The sequence below is a fragment of the Rhodoplanes sp. Z2-YC6860 genome, assembly GCF_001579845.1.
In the GTDB taxonomy this organism is placed as follows: Bacteria; Pseudomonadota; Alphaproteobacteria; order Rhizobiales; family Xanthobacteraceae; genus Z2-YC6860.
In genome coordinates this window covers 3,724,705-3,743,365 of the sequence record NZ_CP007440.1, presented here as the reverse complement: position 1 = coordinate 3,743,365, position 18,661 = coordinate 3,724,705, and the positions used below count along the sequence as shown (strand labels likewise).

The window sequence follows — 18,661 nt, the reverse complement described above, 5'->3', positions numbered from 1 at the left end:
GGAAAACGGGCGCAAGGCGGCTCAATTGAGCCGCGCCGGACGCTCGCCGTGTTCGTCGGGTGGCTGGAGCGGCGGCGCGGCGGACGCATCGACGTGTGCCACTTGCGCGGCTGCGGCCTCCGCATCGTGGCGCTGATATTCGCGGTAGGTGTGCCAGCCGAACGGCAGGCTCGCCAAATAAACCACCGTACCGATGCTCAACACCCACCACGGATAGGCGATCAGCAGCGCGAAGAACAGCACCACCGCGACGAACACCGGCAGCACGACATCCGGATCGACCCGCTTGCCGACGCGCTTGCCGGAGAGCACCGGAAGCTTCGACACCATCAGCAGGCCGATCGCGAGCGTATAGACCAGCGCCGGCGTCGACCCCACCTTGGGGCCGCCGACGAGATCGACGTAGATCGGCAGCATCACCACCAGTGCGCCGGCCGGCGCCGGGATGCCGGTGAAGAAGTTGCCGGCCCAGAGCGGCTTGTTCGGATCATCGATCATCACGTTGAAGCGCGCGAGGCGCAGAGCACCGCAGATCGCGAACACCATCGCGACGATCCAGCCGACATTGCCGAGATCGTGCAGGCCCCAGAGGTACAGGATCAGACCCGGCGCGCAGCCGAAATTGACGAAATCGGCGAGGCTGTCGAGTTCGGCACCGAACTTCGACTGGCCTTTGACCATGCGCGCGACGCGGCCGTCGATGCCGTCCAGCGCCGCCGCGAACACGATCGCGGCGAGCGCCCATTCGAGCTTCTGCTCAAAGGCCAGCCGGATGGCGGTCAGGCCCGCGCAGAGCGCGAGCAGCGTGATCATGTTCGGCAGCAGCAGGCGCACCGGAATACGGCGGAACCGCTGGCGCCGGGCTTCCATTCGCTCGCGTTCGAAGGGTGTGAACATGGTCGCAATATAACCCGTTACACGCCGCGTCGCCACGCCGGCGACGGCAGCGTTAACCAACCCGATAGGTGCGGCCCGGATCCGCCACCGCGAGATCGGCCAGCACGGTTTCACCGGCATAGGAGAGCTGGCCCTCGGCAACCAGCGCCCGGCCGCCCTCCGGCAGATAGACATCGACCCGCGAGCCGAAACGGATCATGCCGATCCGGTCTCCCGCCGCGATGGACTGCCCTTCCTGCACGAACGGCACGATGCGGCGGGCAATCAGCCCCGCGATCTGCACCACTCCGATGCGCGAGCGGGTGCCAGTGATGACGAAGGCATTGCGCTCGTTGTCCTCGCTCGCCTTGTCGAGGTCTGCGTTGAGGAACTTGCCGGCGCGATAGACCATCCGGTCGATCCGGCCCGCGATCGGGCTGCGGTTCACATGGCAGTCGAACACGCTCATGAAGATCGAAATCCGCGGCAACGGCCGGTCGCCCAGCCCCATCTCCGGCGGCGGCACGGCGTTGATCACCCGGCTGACGCGGCCGTCGGCCGGCGCGACGACGAGACCTTCGCGCAATGGCGTCACCCGGACGGGATCGCGGAAGAAGTAAGCGCACCAGGCAGTGGCGAGCGTGCCGAGCCAGCCGAGCGGCGTCCAGATCAGAAACAGGATCAGCGACGCGACCGCGAAGCCGCCGACGAACGGATAGCCCTGCGGATGGATCGGCGAAAGCTGCGAGCGGATGGAGTTGACGATGGACATGGGTCAGAGGCTCGAAGAGCTTGGCTGATGGCCGTTCAAAATTTCCATGATCACTTCTAGAACAGAATCCGTCTGTTTGAGTACATCGTTATTCCAGAATCTCAGCACATGGAAACCTTGTGTTCGGAGCCATTGGTCGCGGACCTCATCTGCTTTGCTTTCCGCATGTTGTCCGCCATCGATTTCCAGGATGAGCTTTCGGCTGATACACGCGAAGTCGACGATATATGGCCCAATCGGCACCTGCCGCTTGAACTTGATGGCATCGAACCGATGCCCACGCAGCCGGTACCATAACCGCTGCTCGGCATCGGTCATGTTACTCCGCAGAGTTTTGGCGTGCTTCAAACTCATTTTGCAGTTTTGATAGACCGTGCGGTTCTTGTCCCCTCTCCCGCTTGCGGGAGAGGGTGGCGAGCGAAGGCGAGCCGGGAGAGGGCTCTTCTGTTGCAGCGCCCCTCTCCCCCCTCGCCTTCGCTCGGGACCCTCTCCCCGCTTTGCGGGGCGAGGGGACCAGACCGATGGACTACACGACGCCCCAGCATCATTCCGCTGCTGCCGCCGGCGCGAGATCGTCAGGCAGCGGCGGATTCCTGTTCGGCGCGGTGGTGTCGTCCGCGGCATGCGCCAGCATCTCGCGCGCGGCTTCGGCCTCACGCTGCCGGTTCCACATGCTGGCGTAAAGCCCGCCCTGGCGCAGCAACTCGTGATGCGTGCCGCGCTCGACGATGCGGCCCTTGTCGAGCACCAAAATCTCATCGGCGCCCACGATGGTGGAGAGCCGGTGCGCGATCACCAGGGTGGTGCGGTTCTTCGACACCTTCTCGAGCGCGTCCTGGATTTCCTTTTCGGTGTGACTGTCGAGCGCCGACGTGGCCTCGTCCAGCAGCAGGATCGGCGGCGCCTTCAGGATGGTGCGGGCGATCGCCACGCGCTGCTTCTCACCGCCGGAGAGTTTGAGCCCGCGCTCACCCACCTCGGTCTCGTAGCCGTGCGGCGACATGCGGATGAAGCCGTCGATCTGGGCGAGCCTTGCCGCCTGCTCGACCTCACCGTCAGTCGCATCCCAGCGGCCGTAACGGATGTTGTAGCGAATGGTGTCGTTGAACAGCACGGTGTCCTGCGGAACCATGCCGATGCTGGCGCGCAGCGACCTCTGCGTTACGTCGCGAATGTCCTGGCCGTCGATCAGGATGCGGCCGGACGACACGTCGTAGAAGCGATAAAGCAGCCGCGAAATCGTCGATTTGCCGGCGCCGGACGGACCGACCACGGCGACCGTCTTGCCGGCCGGCACTTCGAAGCTCACGCCCTTCAGGATCGGCCGCGCCTCTTCATAGGCGAAACTGACGTTCTCGAAGCGGATGCTGCCGGCGTTCACCTGGATCGGCTGCGCGCCCGGACGATCGACGATCTCGGCCGGCTTGTTCAGGATGTTGAACATGGTCTCGATGTCGATCGTCGCCTGCTTGATCTCGCGATAGACCATGCCCATGAAGTTCAGCGGCTGATAGAGCTGGATCATCATGGCGTTGATCATGACGAAGTCGCCGACCGTGTTGCTGCCGTTCCGGATGCCGTAGGCGCACAGCACCATGGTCGCCGCGAGACCGACGGTGAAGATCGCGGCTTGGCCGGCATTGAGCACCGCAAGCGAGGTGTAGGAGTTCACGCTCGCGGCTTCGTAGCGCTCCATCGAGCGGTCGTAGCGCTTGGTCTCGCGCTCCTCGGCAGAGAAATATTTCACCGTCTCGTAGTTGAGCAGCGAGTCGATCGCCTTGGTGTTGGCATCGCTGTCGCTGTCGTTCATGCGGCGGCGGATCGAGATACGCCACTCGGTCGCGACGTAAGTGAACCACATGTAGAGCGCGACCGTGATCACGATCGCCAGCACATAGCGCCAGTCGAACTGATAGAGCAGAACGCCCGCGATCAGCGCCACCTCGACGATGGTCGGCAAGAGCTGCAGGATGACCATGCGCGAGATGGTCTCGATGCCGTTGCGGCCGCGCTCCAGCACCCGCGTGAGCCCGCCGGTCTTGCGCTCGAGATGAAAGCGCAGCGACAGCTCGTGCATGTGCTCGAAGGTCAGGATCGCGAGCCGCCGCACCGCGTGCATCGCCACCTTGGCGAACACACCGTCGCGCAGTTGCGTCAGCAATGCCATCAGCACCCGTATTCCGCCGTATGCCAGTGTCATCACGATCGGGGCGGCCAGCGCCCAGGCGAGCCAGGAATCGGCCGCGACGGGCGCGCTGCCCTGCCCGCTCAGCGCATCGACCGCCCATTTGAAGGTGAACGGAACCGCGATGGTGGCGAGCTTGGCGCCGAACAACAGCACCGTTGCCCAGATCACCCGCCGTTGCAGGTCCGCCCGCTCCCGCGGCCAGATAAAGGGCCACAGCCGCACCAAAGTGCGGAACAAGGCGCCGCCGTCAGCGGAAACGTCGCGCTTCATGGTATGCGCGGGTCGCACGTGGTCGCTCATGGGGGCCCGGTCGGGGCGGCGCGGGAATGCACCGCCAAATCCTTGCATCTACAGGCCCCTCATATAGTGGATTCTGCTGCGTAAAACAGCGACGGCAGGACATTTTCCCGCATTGGCGTACCCTCGTCCCGGCCGCCGCGGCGACTATATTCACAGAGACGAATCGCGACCCTGTCCGATATCGAGGGCCCATGAGTGAAATTCGACATGAGTGAAATCCGAAAAGTCTGCGTCTATTGCGGCTCCGGCCCTGGCCGCGATCCCGATTTCGTTCTGGCTGCCCGTCAGTTCGGGAAGATCATGGCCGAAAACGAGATTGGCCTGGTTTATGGCGGCGGCTCGATCGGCCTGATGGGCGAGATCGCCAATGCGGTGCTCGACAATGGCGGCCATGTCACCGGCATCATCCCGGACTTCCTCGCCAACCGTGAGCACCAGATGCATCGCGGCGAAATCATTCGCACCCGCAACATGCACGACCGCAAGCAGCAGATGTTCGAGCATGCCGACGCATTCGTCGCGTTGCCGGGCGGCGTCGGCACGCTGGAAGAGGTGGTCGAGCAGATGACCTGGGTCCAGCTCGGCCGGCACCGGAAGCCGGTGATGCTCGCCAATATCAAAGGTTTCTGGGAGCCGCTGCGGGCGCTGCTGGCCCATATGGAAGAGCTGAACTTCATCCGGCCGGGATTGCTGGTCGACTACCTGGTCGCCGACCGGATCGAGGACATGCTGCCGATGCTGCAAGAGGCCGCGGCGAGGATTCCCGAGCCGCAGACGGCCATGGCCTCCGACGTCGCCGGTCGGATGTAGTGCGGTCGTGCGAACAGTCACTTTCGGCATCCATGCAGGCGTGATTCATCGGCCCCTTCAGATCAGGCGCGGGGCCAGCGCCTCTCTTTTCCTTTGCCCTCACAGAGTGAGGGAGCGGAGCGCCGAGACGGCGCAGATATCTGGGCGCTTTGCGAGGGCGCCCGCGGACCTTTGCGATCAGGTCCGCTCGCCTCCCGGCGCTCCACTTGTGGCGATTTATTGCGAGGCCACCGTTCGAGATTCGATCGGACCGGCTGGGCTTTCACCCACCATGCTCCAGGGGGCATTTGCGCCCGCTTTCACCCGATCGCGCCCTGCCACTGAAGGCGGCCCCCTCATCGGGGACGGACAATGACCTCGCACCCTGGGACGTGGTCACGAGCCACGCCTGCAGGCGCCACACCCCGCTCCGCCAAATAGACGTCCCTAGTCGACGCCCTCAACGAACGAGGCAAATTCGCGTCTACATCTGAATCGCGAAAATGCAAACAGGAATCGCGTTTGCACTGTCTCGAACGATTTGGAAACGCGAAAGCGAGCTAAAGGCGCTGCCGCCTTGCTGATCGATTGGCGAATGCCGATCGCGTTCGGTCGCATGAGAGTTCCGCGTAGAGAGACTGCGTCAGACAGCCAGTCTCGCTTTCATAATAATTTTACCTCAACACTTAACCGGCCGGTATATCGCCAGTTGTACAACATCCCAGCGCGCAATTATTTGCGCGCAAATGCCGGGAAATACCCGACATCAAAAAGGGGCGATGCATGTCGAAAATTTCAAAGCGCCTACTCGGCCATCCATCGGGGCAACGGCTCTCGAATACGGCCTGATCGCTGCGGGAATTTCGGTTGCGATCATTGATGTCGTGTCCCGGTCTCGGCGGCAAACCGAGCACTGCCCTCAACGACAATGTCGAACAAACCCGGCGGCCAGATCCATCCACGCGAAGTATTCGAGCAGTTTCAAAATGTGCCCCACGGGGTGCTTTCGGTTGGGAAATCCGTCGTGTCGTACCCGATCAATGGAATGATACGGGCGTCGTCCAACTTACTTCTTCGACGTTAGAGAAAGAAAAGGTCGCTCAATGGGGACGGGTGAAACGGCCGCAGCTTGGCGCTTGTTCGTCGTCAATTGGATTGCGCTCGGCGCCGTAGCCGCCGCTTTTGGCGCAGCCCTCCTGCTGACCGGTTTCTCCGTCGCGCCTCGCGCTGCAATCATTGGCGGCGGCTTCGTCGCGGTTTACGGCGGCTTCTCTTTTTTTAACGCTTTCGCAGTGAAGCGGCGCGACCCACAGGTCGTATTCGTGCTCGGCAACACCGCGCAGATCGTTCTCATTACGCTGCTGATGGCGCCCTTCACCTACGTTGCAGCGGCCGCAAACTTTCCGATGGCCGACGCAAAGCTGTTGGCCATCGATCAGTTTCTGGGATTGGACTGGCTCGGCTATGTCACCTTTGTGAACGAGCGTCCGTTGCTCGCCACCTGGCTCGATTTTGGATACATGATGATCAGGTGGCCGCTTTTCATTATTCCGGTGGCCCTCGCAGCGTCAGGAAAATTCCGACGCCTGCAAGTGTATACGCTCGCCTTCTTGATAGCGCTGATCGTGACAACCATCATCTCGACGATGATTCCTGCAATCGGCGTCTATCAGCAGCTTGGTGTTTCCGTAACGGACTTCCAAAACCTCAACCCGATTGCTTATCTCGGACAACTGCGCGATCTGCCGCTCGTTCGTAACGGCTCACTGAGAGCTCTTGATCTGGATCTCCTGTCCGGCATCATTACATTTCCGAGCTTTCATGCGGCCTCGGCATTGCTCTACGGATGGGCCTTATGGGGCTCTCCCTGGTTCCGCCCTGTTGCCATCATTGCAAACCTGGCAATGCTCGCGGCCACACCGATAACCGGGGGACACTATTTTATTGACGTGGTAGCGGGGCTCGCTGTTGCAGCCGTTGCGATTGTCATTGCAAAGGAAATAAGCCGCCACGTCGCCGCCGCCAGATTTGAAGAACCCGTGGCGGCGCCAGCCACGTCGTAACGAGCGCTCTTCAGCTAGGGGCCGGCCGTGAATGTTGCGGCCTCAATGCGGTTGCCCTCCGGGTCGCGGATGAAGGCGGCGTAATACCCTTTCATTTCGCCCGAACGCGGCCCCGGCGCGCCGTCGGAAGAACCGCCGGCCTTGAGCGCCGCCGCATGGAACGCCTGCACAACGTCGGCATCGCGGGCGCGAAGGCAGATATGGACGCCACTGTCGGCGTCAACCGGCGTCATGTTGGGGCGCTCGTTGAGCCAGAACTCCGGATATTTCTTGCCGAAACCGATGGTCTTGGGCCGCGTGACGAGCTTGGCGTAGCCGAGCGGCGCCAGCACCATTTCATAAAAACGCGCGCTGGCAGCGAGATCACGCACCGCGATTGAGATGTGATCTATCATCTGGACCTCCAGCTAGGTTTAGCGCCGGGGCGCCGTGACAAAACCGTACGAACTTCAGCCGGGCCAGGTTCATCGGCGACTTCTGCTTCCTGAAGGTCCCCTTGCCTTTCGCCGCTGTCCGAATGGCGTGCTGCTCGATATCGGCCAGGCGATAGGCCGTGATGCCGATGGAACAGCTTCGAAAAAGCCGCCGCTGTCTCGTAACCGACTCGGCTGGCAATCCGTGCGATGGGCTCATCGCTGGTTTCCAGCAGGAAGGCCGCTTCTGCCATCCGGCGTTCGATCACATAACGGTGCATGGACTGGCCGACGAGCTTGGTAAAGCGCGCCGAAAATACCGAGCGGCTGAGCCCCACGCGGTGGCCAAGGTCGCTCAGGGCCCAGGGCCGCTCCGGGTTCTCGTGAATCAACTTGAGCGCCGGTCCGATGTGCGGGTCGGATATGGCCCCGAGCCAGCCGCCTTGGCCGGGACCGAGTGACGCGATCCAGCTTCGGAGCACCTCGACAAAGAGCACTTCCGTCAGTCGTGAAAGCGCGACGCGTTGGCCGGGACGCTCAAGCGCGGACTCGCTGACCATGCGGCGCAGGATTGCTTCAAGCCAACCACCGTCCGTCGTCGGCTTCAGCAGGAGCACGGGTGGAAGTAGCTCCAGCACGCTGCCAAGCAGGGGCCGTGACACCGTGAAGTTGCCGCAAATCATGGTCGAGAGCGGCTTTGCACGGGAGCCGTGACGAAAGACGCCGAGAAGCGGCGACGATCGATCGATATCGATGATCCGCAAAGGCTTGGCCCGGCGATCCGAATAAAACACATGGGGCTCACCGCGCGTGATGACGACGAAATCGCCCTCGGTCATCTGTATTTCCTGGCCTTGTCCGAGTGCGAGGGTCGCTGAGCCCTGGCTGAGGTAGTGAAACAACGCATAAGGACGCGCCGGCAACTCGAGATGCCACGGATGGCCGAGCTCGAAATGAAAGAGCAGCGTCCCGCCGAGACGAACGCGATCGAGCACTTGGGCGAGGATGTCCATGCGCCGAGATTAGACCGGTGGACGATTGGACACAAAATCCGGACGATTGATCCCTATCGTCCGAAAGTTCCGCGAAATAGGTCAGGGCGCGGCGGGCCGACTTCATGAGCGGCAACCATCTCGCCGACGGCAGATGGAAGAACCGCGACCTGGTTGGAAATGCCTGTCCATTCCCCCGGACCGTGTTCGTCCGACATGCCAATAGGAACAATCAATGCGAAATATTCTCCTCTCAGCCGCCACCGTCCTCCTCGGTGGAACGACATTGGTCGGCTCGGCTCATTCCACCGAACTGCCCAAGGGAGCAGCCCACAACATCGTGCTCGTGCACGGCGCTTTCGTGGACCAGACGAGTTGGCAGCCCGTTGCCGATATTCTCAAGAAGAAAGGCTACAACGTCACACTCGTGGAAAATCCACTCACTTCGCTCGCCGCCGACGTTGATGCGACAAAACAGGCGCTCGCGAAGCAGGACGGCAGGACCGTGCTGGTCGGCCATTCATGGGGCGGCGTGGTGATCACGCAAGCCGGCAACGATCCCAAGGTGTCGGCGCTCGTCTACGTCTCCGCTTTCGCGCCTGACGTGGGACAATCTCTGGCGACCCTCGCCAAAAGCGGTCCGGCAACCGAAGGTACCGCGGCGATTCATCCTGACGAAAAAGGCAACCTTTACATCGATCCCAAGGTGTTTCCTTCGGCGGTCGCCGCTGACCTTCCCCCGCAGATCGCCGAATCCCTGGCAAGCCATCAGCTCCCGTTGAACCACACGGCGTTCGAAGCACCGGTCGATACGGCCGCGTGGCGCGACAAGCGGACGTTCTACGTGATCAGCACCAAGGACAAGGTAATCGCCCCCGAGGCTCAGAAATTTTTCGCCAGCGGGATGAAGGCGCAGACGACGGAAGTCGCCGGCAGCCATGCTTCGCTCGTCGTTCACGCAAAGGAAGTCGCCGCAGTGATTGAAAAGGCTTCACTCGCAAAGTGACGGTACCGCTCTCGGCGCTTTTGCGCCGGGAGCACACACGCTCGCTCAGAGCGTTGGTGAAAACCAGTCAAGCCACGGTAGCGCCAGCGACGTCCTGGAAGAAGGACTCGGTCGCCGCGCCCCACCGTCCTCCCCACTCGATTATTTCATGCCAAGCATCCAGAGGATGACATGACTCAACTCGATATCGCGAACCATGATCTCGCCACGCTCGAAACGGCCCCAACCCGTTACGTCGAAGGTCAAGGCATACGCTTCGCCTATCGCCGCCTCGGCCGCGCTACCGGAACGCCGCTGGTTCTCCTGCAGCACTTCTCGGGCAACATCGATGCTTGGGATCCGATCGTCGTCAACGATCTCGCCACCGATCGTCCTGTCATCGCATTCGACAACGCCGGGGTCGGTCGCTCGACCGGCCTAACGCCTGACAATATTCCGGCGATGGCGAGAGATGCAGTCGCATTCATCAATCTGCTCGGCCTTTCTGAGGTCGACCTGCTCGGCTTTTCTCTCGGCGGCTGCGTCGCCCAACAGATAGCCGCCGAGCACGAACGGCTGGTCCGAAAACTCATCCTCGTCGGGACCGCGCCGAAAGGCGGAGAGGAACACCTGTTGGCGGTTCTGCAGCAGGCGTTTTCCCAAACCGATTCGCCGGACCCCCGCCTGTCGCTATTCTTCACGAATTCATCCGCCAGCCGCTCGTCCGGCTTGGCCTTCCTGAAGCGGACGAAGCTGCGCAAGGATGATCGGGACACCGATAACGGCAGCGCGGTAACCGATCCGCAGGCCAAGGCGCTGATCACCTGGTGCGCCACACCTGATCCCGGGCACGCGGTTCTGCGTGCCATCCGCCAACCCACCCTTGTGGTCAGCGGCAGCCACGACACCATGCTGCCGGCGAACAACGCCTACGCAATGTTCAAGGAGCTAAGCAACGCTCAGCTGGTCCTTTATCCCGATTCAGGGCACGGCGCTCTGTTTCAGCACCACGAGATGTTCGTGAGCCACGTCCGGACCTTCCTGAATGCACAGCCCGCGGCCGCATGACAGCCGGCACGTTCGACGCGATCAGAGGCACTTTATCCATGAGAGTTGTCACGGAGGACAAAATGACAATCGCTAAAGTCGAGGTGGAGCGCTTCAGCCTCACGAGCTTGAAACCATTCGACGATGTTGTGGCCGCGTTCAAGTCGGCGGTCGGGCAACCCAACATGGTCGAATTTTTCAAGGAGACGAGGGCGACAAATTCCTTCCCGGATTTGGAGCGCGTTGTCCAAAGCGGCCTGGGCCGTACGGGCCTTATGCTCTTCGCGGAGTTCGACTTGGGGGACATTCTGCGTCGCGAAACTGGGTCCAAGACGTCTAAGATCATACGGTTTGTGGTCGGCAATCCACTCATCATGAAAGAGATGGTCAAGCACGTGCCCGATGCTGGATCTTACGCGCCAGTCACGGTGCTCATCGATGAGCGTCCCGATGGGGTGCACGTCTCTTACGACAAAATGGAAAGCTATCTGCTGCGTTATGGCAACTCGGCAGCCCTCGCCGTCGCGCGATCTCTCGACACGAAGATCACAACTTTGCTAAGCGAATGTGCAAGTTAAGACATCCCGACGAACCGCTGGTCGAGCGAGGCGTGCTTCGATCAGGCGAGAAGCGCTCGAGCATCCTCAGGCCGGCGCGCCGGCCTTCACGAGCTTGTAGACAATGGAATCCATCAGCGCCTGGAACGAGGCGTCGATGACGTTCGGCGATACGCCGATGGTGGTCCAGTGCTCGCCGGTCTCGTCCTCGCTCTCAATCAGCACGCGGGTGACGGCTTCGGTGCCTCCATTGAGGATACGCACGCGATAGTCCGAGAGCTTCAGGCCGGCGATAAACTTCTGATACTTGCCGAGGTCCTTGCGCAGCGCGACGTCCAGCGCATTGACCGGACCGTTGCCTTCGGCGGCGTTGATGAAAACCTCGTTGCCGACCCTCACCTTCACGACCGCGGTGGTGAGAACCTCGCTGCCGTGGCCGTTCTGGGCGCGCTGCTCGACCTTGACGTCGAAGTAGCTCACGTCGAAGAACTTCGGCACCGTGCCGAGCATCCGCCGCGCCAGCAGCTCAAACGATGCATCCGCAGCCTCGTAGGCATAGCCGATCGCCTCGCGCTCCTTGACCACGTCGAGAAGCCGCGCGACGCGCGGATCGTTCTTGTCGACCTTGAGCCCGACACGCTCGAGCTCGGCCAGCACGTTGGAGCGCCCGGCCTGATCGGAGACCAGGAGCTTCCTGCGGTTGCCGACCGCTTCCGGCAGAACATGCTCGTAGGTCGCGGGATCCTTCACAATCGCGGAGGCGTGAATACCGGCCTTGGTCGCGAACGCGCTTTCGCCCACGTAAGGCGCATGCCGGTTGGGCGAGCGGTTGAGCCGCTCGTCGAGCTCGTGGGACACGTGCGCCAGCCGCTTGAGCTGTTCATCTGTGACGCCGATCTCGAAGGCGTCCGCGAACTCGGACTTGAGCTTCAGCGTCGGGATGATCGACACGAGATTGGCGTTGCCGCAGCGCTCGCCGAGCCCGTTGAGCGTGCCCTGGATCTGGCGCGCACCGGCGCGAACCGCAGCGAGCGAATTGGCCACCGCCTGCTCGGTGTCGTTATGGGCATGGATGCCGATATGGTCGCCCGGCACGTGCTTGACGACTTCGCGCACGATCGCCTCGACCTCGTGGGGCAGCGTGCCGCCGTTGGTGTCGCACAGCACGGCCCAGCGCGCGCCGCCTTCATAGGCGGTGCGTACGCAATCCAGCGCATAGGATGGATTGGCCTTGTAGCCATCAAAGAAATGCTCGCAATCGAGCAGCACCTCACGGCCTCGGTCCTTGGCCGCCTTCACGCTATCGCGGATCGAAGCGAGGTTCTCCTCGAGCGTGGTCTCGAGCGCGACGCGGACCTGATAGTCCGAAGATTTGGCGACAAAGCAGATCGCATCGGCCTTGGCGTCCAAGAGCGCCGCGAGGCCCGGATCGTTCGACGCCGAGCGGCCGGGCCGCCGCGTCATGCCGAAGGCGGTGAACGTCGCCTCGTACGGGTGCGGCTCGGCGAAGAACTGGGTGTCGGTCGGATTGGCGCCCGGATAACCGCCCTCGATGTAATCGATACCGAGTTCGTCCAGCATCCGCGAGATCGCAATCTTGTCGGCGAGCGTGAAGTCGACGCCATTGGTCTGCGCGCCGTCGCGCAGCGTGGTGTCGAACAGATAAATGCGCTCGCGCGAGGCTGCCATCACCAGACTCCGAACAGCTTGAGCACGAGCGCGGCCGCACCGACGATCACGGCGTATTTGAGCACGATGTAATAGCGCCAGTGACGCGGAAATGGTGTCTCGGGAGGACTCATTGCAGCGTTCCCTTTTCGAGCGTCAGTTTCTTTTTCATTGTGGTGTTGCTCAGCCACTCGTTGCCGACCGAGACGCTGTTGCGCTGCTCGGCCGTGAAGCCACGGTGGGTGAAGAAATCTCGCGCGGTGTCGCTGGCGTCGACTGAAAGATGCGGCGTGCCGCGCGCCGCCGATATCTTTTCGATCGCGTCGTAAAGCATGCGCCCGGCGCCCTGCCCGGCCACGTCCGGATGCACATAGAACAACCCGATCTCGGTCGGCGCATCGAGGCTGATGAAGCCCACCGGCGTGCCGTCCGCGGTGGCGATCAGTGCGAGATGCTTGCCGAGCCGCTCGGCGAGGCCTTCGATGTCGTCGGCCTCGCCCATCCAGGCGTCCTGCTGCGCGGATGTGTAATCGTCCTCGGTCAGTCCTTCGACGCTGGCGCGGAAGATTTCAGCGAGGAACGGTGCGTCCTGCGGCAGATAGGGCCGCAGCGCGAATTGCGGTTTGCCGCGGGCCATCATGCCGCTCTCTCCGCCTGCACGCCGTCGCGGCTCTTGTCCCCTCGCCCGCGTAGCGGGAGAGGGTGGCGAGCGCATGCGAGCCGGGAGAGGGCTCTCATCTTGGCAACACCCCTCTCCCCCCTCGCGTTCGCTCGGGACCCTCTCCCGCGAGCGGGAGAGGGGACAAACTTGCAACAGCGACCCAGGCGGAGAGACGCTGCGTTCGATATCATCGCGCGACCTCCCAGGTGGTGCCGTCCTTGGAATCCTTCAGCACGACGCCGAGCGCCGCGAGCTCGTCGCGGATACGGTCGGACTCGGCGAAGTTCCTGGCCTTGCGCGCGGCGTTTCGCGCCGCGATCCGGCTCTCGATTTCTGCCTCGGGCAGCGCCGGCTGCGGCGCGTGGGTCGCCTGCCACGCCTTCAACTCATCGGGCCGGAAGCCGAAGAAGCCGAGCGTGCCGGCCAGCGCCTTGCGGCCTGCGGCGTTCTTCAGCCCGTGCATCTCGGCGATCGCCTTGGGGGTGTTGAGATCGTCGAGCAGCGCGTCGAGCACGGCCTGTGCCGGACGCGGATCGGCCTCGGCCGACGCCGCGTCATAGAAGCTCGACAACGCCTTCTCGGCCTCTTCCAGACCCTTCACGGTCCAGTTGATCGGCTGGCGATAGTGGCTTCCGAGCATCGCGAGCCGCACGACGTCGCCCGGCCAGTCGGCCAGCACGTCGCGGATGATGACGAAGTTGCCGAGGCTCTTGCTCATCTTCTCGCCTTCGACCTGCAAGAAGCCGTTGTGCATCCAGTAGTTCGCCATCACCTTCGAATGGAACGCGCAGCACGTCTGCGCGATCTCGTTCTCGTGGTGCGGGAACACGAGATCGATGCCGCCGCCATGAATATCGAAGGTCTCGCCGAGATGCTTCCACGACATCGCCGAGCATTCGATGTGCCAGCCCGGGCGGCCGGGCGCCTTGATGCCGGCCGGCGACGGCCATGATGGCTCACCGGGCTTGCTCGGCTTCCACAGGACGAAATCCATCGGATCGCGCTTGTAAGGCGCGACGTCGACACGAGCGCCTGCCATCATCTCGTCGAGTGAACGCCGCGCGAGCTTGCCGTAGTCGGCCATCGAAGGAACGCTGAACAGCACGTGGTCTTCGGCGACGTAAGCGTGGTTTCCGGCGACGAGCCGCTCGATCAGCGTCTTCATCTCCTCGATGTGCTCGGTGGCACGCGGCTCGACGGTCGGCGGCAAGCAGCCCAGCGCCGCGACATCGTCCTTGAAGTTATTGTAGGTCTGCTCGGTCAGTTCGCGGATCGAGATGCCGCGCTCGGCGGCGCGTGCGTTGATCTTGTCGTCGACGTCGGTGACGTTGCGGACGTAGGTGACGTGCTCCGTGCCGTAGAGCTGGCGCAAGAGCCGGAACAGCACGTCGAACACGATGACCGGCCGCGCATTGCCGATGTGGGCGAAGTCGTAGACCGTCGGTCCGCACACATACATGCGCACGTTGTTCGGATCGATCGGCGCGAACACCCGCTTCTCGCGCGTCAGCGTATCGTAGAGCTTCAGTTCCATTGGACCCGCAGTCTTCACGTATGACATTCCTCGGCCTGCTGGCCGGGCGTCTATCAGGTCTCGATGAGGAGAAAAGACGGCCGCAGCCAGCGAGTTGCGCTAGCGAATAATCTTCCGGCAAATGCCGCAGATTGCGTTAAGGCCGTTCATGGGGCGGACAATGTCCAACCCGGTTGCCACAGTCAAGGCCCGGTTCCATTCCTGCCGATATTTCACATATCAACCGCTTCCGGGGCGGCTTTGGCTTGCCCGGCTCAGGGGCCTCCCCTATGCCAATGCCCCGCACGAGTCGCGTTCACAAACGTCCTTAGCCAGACCTTAACGATTCTCATCACATTCTAGCCACAAGACTGCCGGGGCTCTTAACCGTGGGCGACCAGATGCGTTCTTTTATTGCCGCGACCGTGATGGGGCTGGTCCTGAGCGCCTCAGCCGCGCAGGCCGAGAAGCGGGTTTTCATCGTCGCCAACAGCTCCGACGGCTATGGCATCGACCGGTGCCTGGCTTCCGGCGCAAAATGCGGTTCGGCGGCGGCCGCCGCCTACTGCAAGTCGCGCGAGTTCGCCAACGTCTCCTCGTTCCACCTGATCGATAAGGACGAGATCACCGGCGCGATTCCGGTCACCGACGAGAGCTGCGTTGGCGGCGCCTGCGAGCAGCAGTTCGTCGCGATCGAATGCATGCGCTGACGCGCATCATTCCGCGTCACGTCTGAAGGAAGCCGGCTGCATCAGCCGGCTTTTGTTTTTGGCGTCGACCGCACGGGAACCGGAGCCCGACACGGTTCCACATCCCCGTCCAATTCCCTGATCCGTCGATCAAATTCGTCGCGCCCGGAACCTATGCGGCAGGTCGGTGTTGTGCACCGGCGGGGGCGAAAAGGAAGAGAGAATCCATGTCCGCAGTCGCCGTCCGCGCCATGTTCCGCTCCCATCCGGAAAAGCCCGCTCATTCCGAGACGATGAGCAAGTGTATCGACGCGTGCTTCAGCTGCGTGGAGACGTGCACCGCCTGCGCCGACGCCTGCCTGTCGGAGCGCGACGTCGAAAGTCTCGTCGCCTGCATCCGCCTCAACCTCGACTGCGCCGCGGTTTGTAACGCCACCGGCAACATCATGGCGCGCTCGAACAAGGCCGGGCATCGCCAATTGCTCGAAGCGCAGCTTGCCAATTGCATCGCCTTCTGCCGGGCTTGCGCGGACGAATGCGCCCATCATGGCGAGATGCACCGCCATTGTGCGGTTTGCGCCGAAGCCTGCCAGCTTTGCGCGGAAGTCTGCACGGCGATGCTGTCGACGATGCGGATGCCGGCTTGAGGCACCCGCGCCGAGCTCAAACCCGCACGACCTCGTGGTCAATGGCCCCGAAAATCGAGCGGCCCTGTGCGTCGTTCATCTCGATCCGCACCCGGTCGCCGAAGTTCAGATACGGCGTCTTCGGCGCGCCATGCAGAATGGTCTCGACGGTGCGGATCTCGGCGAGGCACGAATAGCCGACGCCGCCGTCAGGCACCGGCCTGCCCGGCCCGCCATCGGCGTCGCGGTTCGAGACCGTGCCGGAGCCGATGATCGCGCCGCCCATCAGCGGCCGTGTCTTCACCGCGTGCGACACCAGCGTCGGGAAATCGAAGGTCATGTCGACGCCGGCGTCCGGCCGGCCGAACGGCTTGCCATTGATTGAACTCAGCAGCGGCAGATGCACGCGCTTGCCGTCGAAGGCCTTGCCGAGTTCGTCGGGCGTGACCGCGACGGGCGAGAACGCCGTCTGGCCCTTGCTCTGCAGGAAGCCGAAGCCCTTGGCGAGTTCGTTCGGGATGAGGTTGCGCAGGCTGATGTCGTTGACCAGCATGAACAGCTTGATCAGCGGCTGCGTCTGGGCCGGCGTCGCGCCCTGCGGCACGTCGGTGACCACGACCGCCACCTCGCCTTCGAGATCGATGCCCCAGGCGGTGTCGGCGGCCTTGATCGGATCGGTCGGCCCGATGAACTGATCGGACGCGCCGCGATACATCAGCGGGTCGGTCCAGAACGTGGCCGGCACTTCGGCGCCGCGCGATTTGCGCACCAGCGCCACGTGATTGACGTAGGCCGAGCCGTCGGCCCAGCCGAAGCTCCGCGGCAAAGGCGCGGCGCATTTCTTCGGATCGAACGGCGCGTGCGCGATGCGGCCGGCTTCGAGCGAGTCGGCGATCTCTTGTAACCGCGGTTCGGCCGCGCTCCAGTCGTCGAGCGCCTCGCGAAAGGTTCGTGCGACCACGGACGCGTCGGCGCTGCGCGTCAGATCGCGCGAGACGACGACAAGCTGGCCGTCGCGGCCGCTCTTCAGTGAAGCGAGTTTCATCCCGGCAGCTTCCTTGATCGATCGAAGTGTTTCTTCAGCCCCTGCCAGCAATCGATGTAGTCGTCCTGCCGCGTCGGCAGCTCGGCGGCGTATTTCGTCACCCGCTGGCGGTAGCGCGTCTCGAACATGAAGGCGAGCGTGTTGGTGAGCTTGACCGGCTTGAGCTCGGCGGTGCTCGCCTTCTCGAAGGCGTCGGCATCGGGACCGTGCGGCAGCATCTGGTTGTGCAGGCTCATGCCGCCCGGCACGAAGCCCTCGGGCTTGGCGTCGTAGACGCCGTAAATCAGCCCCATGAACTCCGACATGATGTTGCGGTGATACCAGGGCGGCCGGAAGGTGTTCTCGGCCACCGCCCAACGCTCCGGGAAGATGACGAAGTCGACATTCGCGGTGCCCGGTGTCTCGGACGGCGCGGTCATCACCGTGTAGATCGACGGATCGGGATGATCGTAGAGCAGCGCGCCGACCGGCGAGAACCGCCGCAGGTCGTATTTGTACGGGTAGTAGTTGCCGTGCCACGCCGCGACGTCGAGCGGCGAATGCGGCGTCTGCGTGCGGAACATCTCGCCGCCCCACTTCACATAGAGCGTGCAGGGCTCGTCGACATCCTCGAACCAGGCCTCGGGGCACAGGAAGTCGCGGGAGTTGGCCAGACAGTTGGCGCCGATCGGACCGCGATCCGGCAGTGTGAAGGCGCCGCCGTAGTTCTCGCAGACATAGCCGCGCACCGGACCGTTGGTCAGTTCGGCGCGGAAGATCACGCCGCGCGGGATCACGGCGATCTCGCCGGGCTCGATGTCGATCACGCCGAACTCGGTGCGCAGCCGCAGCTTCCCCTCCTGCGCGACGATCAGCATCTCGCCGTCGGCGTTGAAGAAGTGCTCGTGGTCCATCGACTGGGTGATCAGCAGAACGTGCGCCGCCATGCCGGTCTGCGCCTCGGCGTCGCCCGCGACCGTGACGGTCGCGAGGCCTGAGATAAAGGTTCTCGGGCTGTTGGGCATCGGCGTCGGCGCCCAGCGCAACTGCCCAATCGGCAGATCGGTGTCCTCGCGGGCCGGCGCGGTGCGGATGAGCCCGGAATCGATCTTCTCGAAGCGGCCGGTGTGCCGCACGGTCGGGCGGATGCGGTAGAGCCAGGTTCGCTGGTTGGTGGCCTGCGGCGCCGTGAACGGCGACCCGGACAGCTGCTCGGCATAGAGCCCGTAGTTGACCTTCTGCGGCGAATTGCGGCCGACCGGCAGCGCGCCCTCCAGCGCCTCGGTTTCGAAGCTGTTGCCGAACCCGGACATGTATTTCGCCGCCATGATCGCTCCCGCCTGTCCCCCGCCACCGTCGCCGGAATCCGCGGCCGGTTCCCCGCCCACTTGTGGCGCGGTGGCCTTGCGTTCCAGCCCCTCGGCCCTGTAGTTTTGAATGACTTTAGTTTCGTGTGTAACCAAGACTACCGGCTTGCGATCCGCAGGACAACCCGTCG

General features: G+C 63.1%; 19 protein-coding genes. 8 read left to right on the top strand and 11 right to left on the bottom strand.

The window, feature by feature from the left end:
- Positions 1-21 precede the first annotated feature (21 nt).
- From pssA to RHPLAN_RS17170, 4 genes are all read right to left on the bottom strand, one after another.
- Positions 22-870, bottom strand: coding sequence for a CDP-diacylglycerol--serine O-phosphatidyltransferase (gene pssA / locus RHPLAN_RS17185; protein WP_237180167.1), 849 nt, complete (start codon positions 868-870; stop codon positions 22-24).
- A gap of 79 nt (positions 871-949) precedes the next feature.
- Positions 950-1,648 carry a phosphatidylserine decarboxylase gene (locus RHPLAN_RS17180; protein WP_068020177.1) on the bottom strand — a complete coding sequence of 233 codons (699 nt, stop codon included), beginning with the start codon at positions 1,646-1,648 and terminating at the stop codon, positions 950-952.
- A 3-nt stretch (positions 1,649-1,651) separates the two neighbouring features.
- Positions 1,652-2,002 carry an endonuclease domain-containing protein gene (locus RHPLAN_RS17175; protein WP_068020175.1) on the bottom strand — a complete coding sequence of 117 codons (351 nt, stop codon included), beginning with the start codon at positions 2,000-2,002 and terminating at the stop codon, positions 1,652-1,654.
- Between the two features lie 190 nt (positions 2,003-2,192).
- Positions 2,193-4,106, bottom strand: a complete 1,914-nt coding sequence (locus tag RHPLAN_RS17170; protein WP_068031384.1) for an ABCB family ABC transporter ATP-binding protein/permease — start codon at positions 4,104-4,106, stop codon at positions 2,193-2,195.
- Positions 4,107-4,343: 237 nt separating this feature from the next.
- On the opposite strand from RHPLAN_RS17170, the gene RHPLAN_RS17165 reads away from it, so the two are divergent.
- From RHPLAN_RS17165 to RHPLAN_RS17160, 3 genes are all read left to right on the top strand, one after another.
- Positions 4,344-4,946: an LOG family protein gene (locus tag RHPLAN_RS17165; RefSeq protein WP_068020173.1), complete on the top strand. Its 603-nt coding sequence runs from the start codon at positions 4,344-4,346 to the stop codon at positions 4,944-4,946.
- Between the two features lie 725 nt (positions 4,947-5,671).
- Positions 5,672-5,974: a Flp family type IVb pilin gene (locus RHPLAN_RS39435; RefSeq protein WP_442971820.1), complete on the top strand. Its 303-nt coding sequence runs from the start codon at positions 5,672-5,674 to the stop codon at positions 5,972-5,974.
- 87 nt (positions 5,975-6,061) lie between these two features.
- Positions 6,062-6,988, top strand: a complete 927-nt coding sequence (locus RHPLAN_RS17160; RefSeq protein ID WP_198165005.1) for a phosphatase PAP2 family protein — start codon at positions 6,062-6,064, stop codon at positions 6,986-6,988.
- Positions 6,989-7,002: 14 nt separating this feature from the next.
- Here RHPLAN_RS17160 and RHPLAN_RS17155 read toward each other — a convergent pair whose 3' ends face one another.
- Both RHPLAN_RS17155 and RHPLAN_RS17150 read right to left on the bottom strand, forming a co-directional pair.
- The gene (locus tag RHPLAN_RS17155; protein ID WP_068020170.1) at positions 7,003-7,383 is read right to left on the bottom strand and encodes a VOC family protein; all 381 of its coding nucleotides are present in this window, start codon (positions 7,381-7,383) and stop codon (positions 7,003-7,005) included.
- A complete protein-coding gene (locus RHPLAN_RS17150; protein ID WP_237180165.1) occupies positions 7,380-8,414 on the bottom strand; it encodes an AraC family transcriptional regulator in 1,035 nt (344 codons plus the stop codon). The genes RHPLAN_RS17155 and RHPLAN_RS17150 overlap by 4 nt, the downstream gene beginning before the upstream one ends.
- A gap of 214 nt (positions 8,415-8,628) precedes the next feature.
- On the opposite strand from RHPLAN_RS17150, the gene RHPLAN_RS17145 reads away from it, so the two are divergent.
- From RHPLAN_RS17145 to RHPLAN_RS17135, 3 genes are all read left to right on the top strand, one after another.
- Positions 8,629-9,399, top strand: a complete 771-nt coding sequence (locus RHPLAN_RS17145; protein ID WP_068020169.1) for an alpha/beta hydrolase — start codon at positions 8,629-8,631, stop codon at positions 9,397-9,399.
- 171 nt (positions 9,400-9,570) lie between these two features.
- Positions 9,571-10,446, top strand: a complete 876-nt coding sequence (locus RHPLAN_RS17140; protein WP_068020168.1) for an alpha/beta fold hydrolase — start codon at positions 9,571-9,573, stop codon at positions 10,444-10,446.
- 62 nt (positions 10,447-10,508) lie between these two features.
- Complete coding sequence (locus tag RHPLAN_RS17135; protein WP_068031381.1) at positions 10,509-11,003, top strand: DUF302 domain-containing protein; 495 nt, start codon at positions 10,509-10,511, stop codon at positions 11,001-11,003.
- A 66-nt stretch (positions 11,004-11,069) separates the two neighbouring features.
- On the opposite strand, the gene cimA is transcribed toward RHPLAN_RS17135, so the two are convergent.
- The 3 genes from cimA to cysS form a co-directional block, all read right to left on the bottom strand.
- Positions 11,070-12,671: a citramalate synthase gene (gene cimA, locus RHPLAN_RS17130; protein ID WP_068020166.1), complete on the bottom strand. Its 1,602-nt coding sequence runs from the start codon at positions 12,669-12,671 to the stop codon at positions 11,070-11,072.
- Between the two features lie 109 nt (positions 12,672-12,780).
- On the bottom strand, positions 12,781-13,287 hold the full coding sequence (locus RHPLAN_RS17125) for a GNAT family N-acetyltransferase (protein ID WP_068031378.1): 507 nt from the start codon (positions 13,285-13,287) through the stop codon (positions 12,781-12,783).
- Between the two features lie 211 nt (positions 13,288-13,498).
- Positions 13,499-14,845: a cysteine--tRNA ligase gene (cysS, locus tag RHPLAN_RS17120; RefSeq protein WP_068020164.1), complete on the bottom strand. Its 1,347-nt coding sequence runs from the start codon at positions 14,843-14,845 to the stop codon at positions 13,499-13,501.
- Between the two features lie 380 nt (positions 14,846-15,225).
- Here cysS and RHPLAN_RS17115 point away from each other — a divergent pair, with 380 nt between their 5' ends.
- Together RHPLAN_RS17115 and RHPLAN_RS17110 are read left to right on the top strand one after the other, a co-directional pair.
- A complete protein-coding gene (locus RHPLAN_RS17115; protein WP_068031376.1) occupies positions 15,226-15,534 on the top strand; it encodes a hypothetical protein in 309 nt (102 codons plus the stop codon).
- 206 nt (positions 15,535-15,740) lie between these two features.
- The gene (locus tag RHPLAN_RS17110) at positions 15,741-16,160 is read left to right on the top strand and encodes a four-helix bundle copper-binding protein (protein ID WP_084245075.1); all 420 of its coding nucleotides are present in this window, start codon (positions 15,741-15,743) and stop codon (positions 16,158-16,160) included.
- Between the two features lie 16 nt (positions 16,161-16,176).
- Here RHPLAN_RS17110 and RHPLAN_RS17105 read toward each other — a convergent pair whose 3' ends face one another.
- Both RHPLAN_RS17105 and hmgA read right to left on the bottom strand, forming a co-directional pair.
- Positions 16,177-17,184, bottom strand: a complete 1,008-nt coding sequence (locus RHPLAN_RS17105) for a fumarylacetoacetate hydrolase family protein (protein WP_068020163.1) — start codon at positions 17,182-17,184, stop codon at positions 16,177-16,179.
- Complete coding sequence (gene hmgA / locus RHPLAN_RS17100) at positions 17,181-18,491, bottom strand: homogentisate 1,2-dioxygenase (protein ID WP_068020161.1); 1,311 nt, start codon at positions 18,489-18,491, stop codon at positions 17,181-17,183. The genes RHPLAN_RS17105 and hmgA overlap by 4 nt, the downstream gene beginning before the upstream one ends.
- Positions 18,492-18,661: the final 170 nt, after the last annotated feature.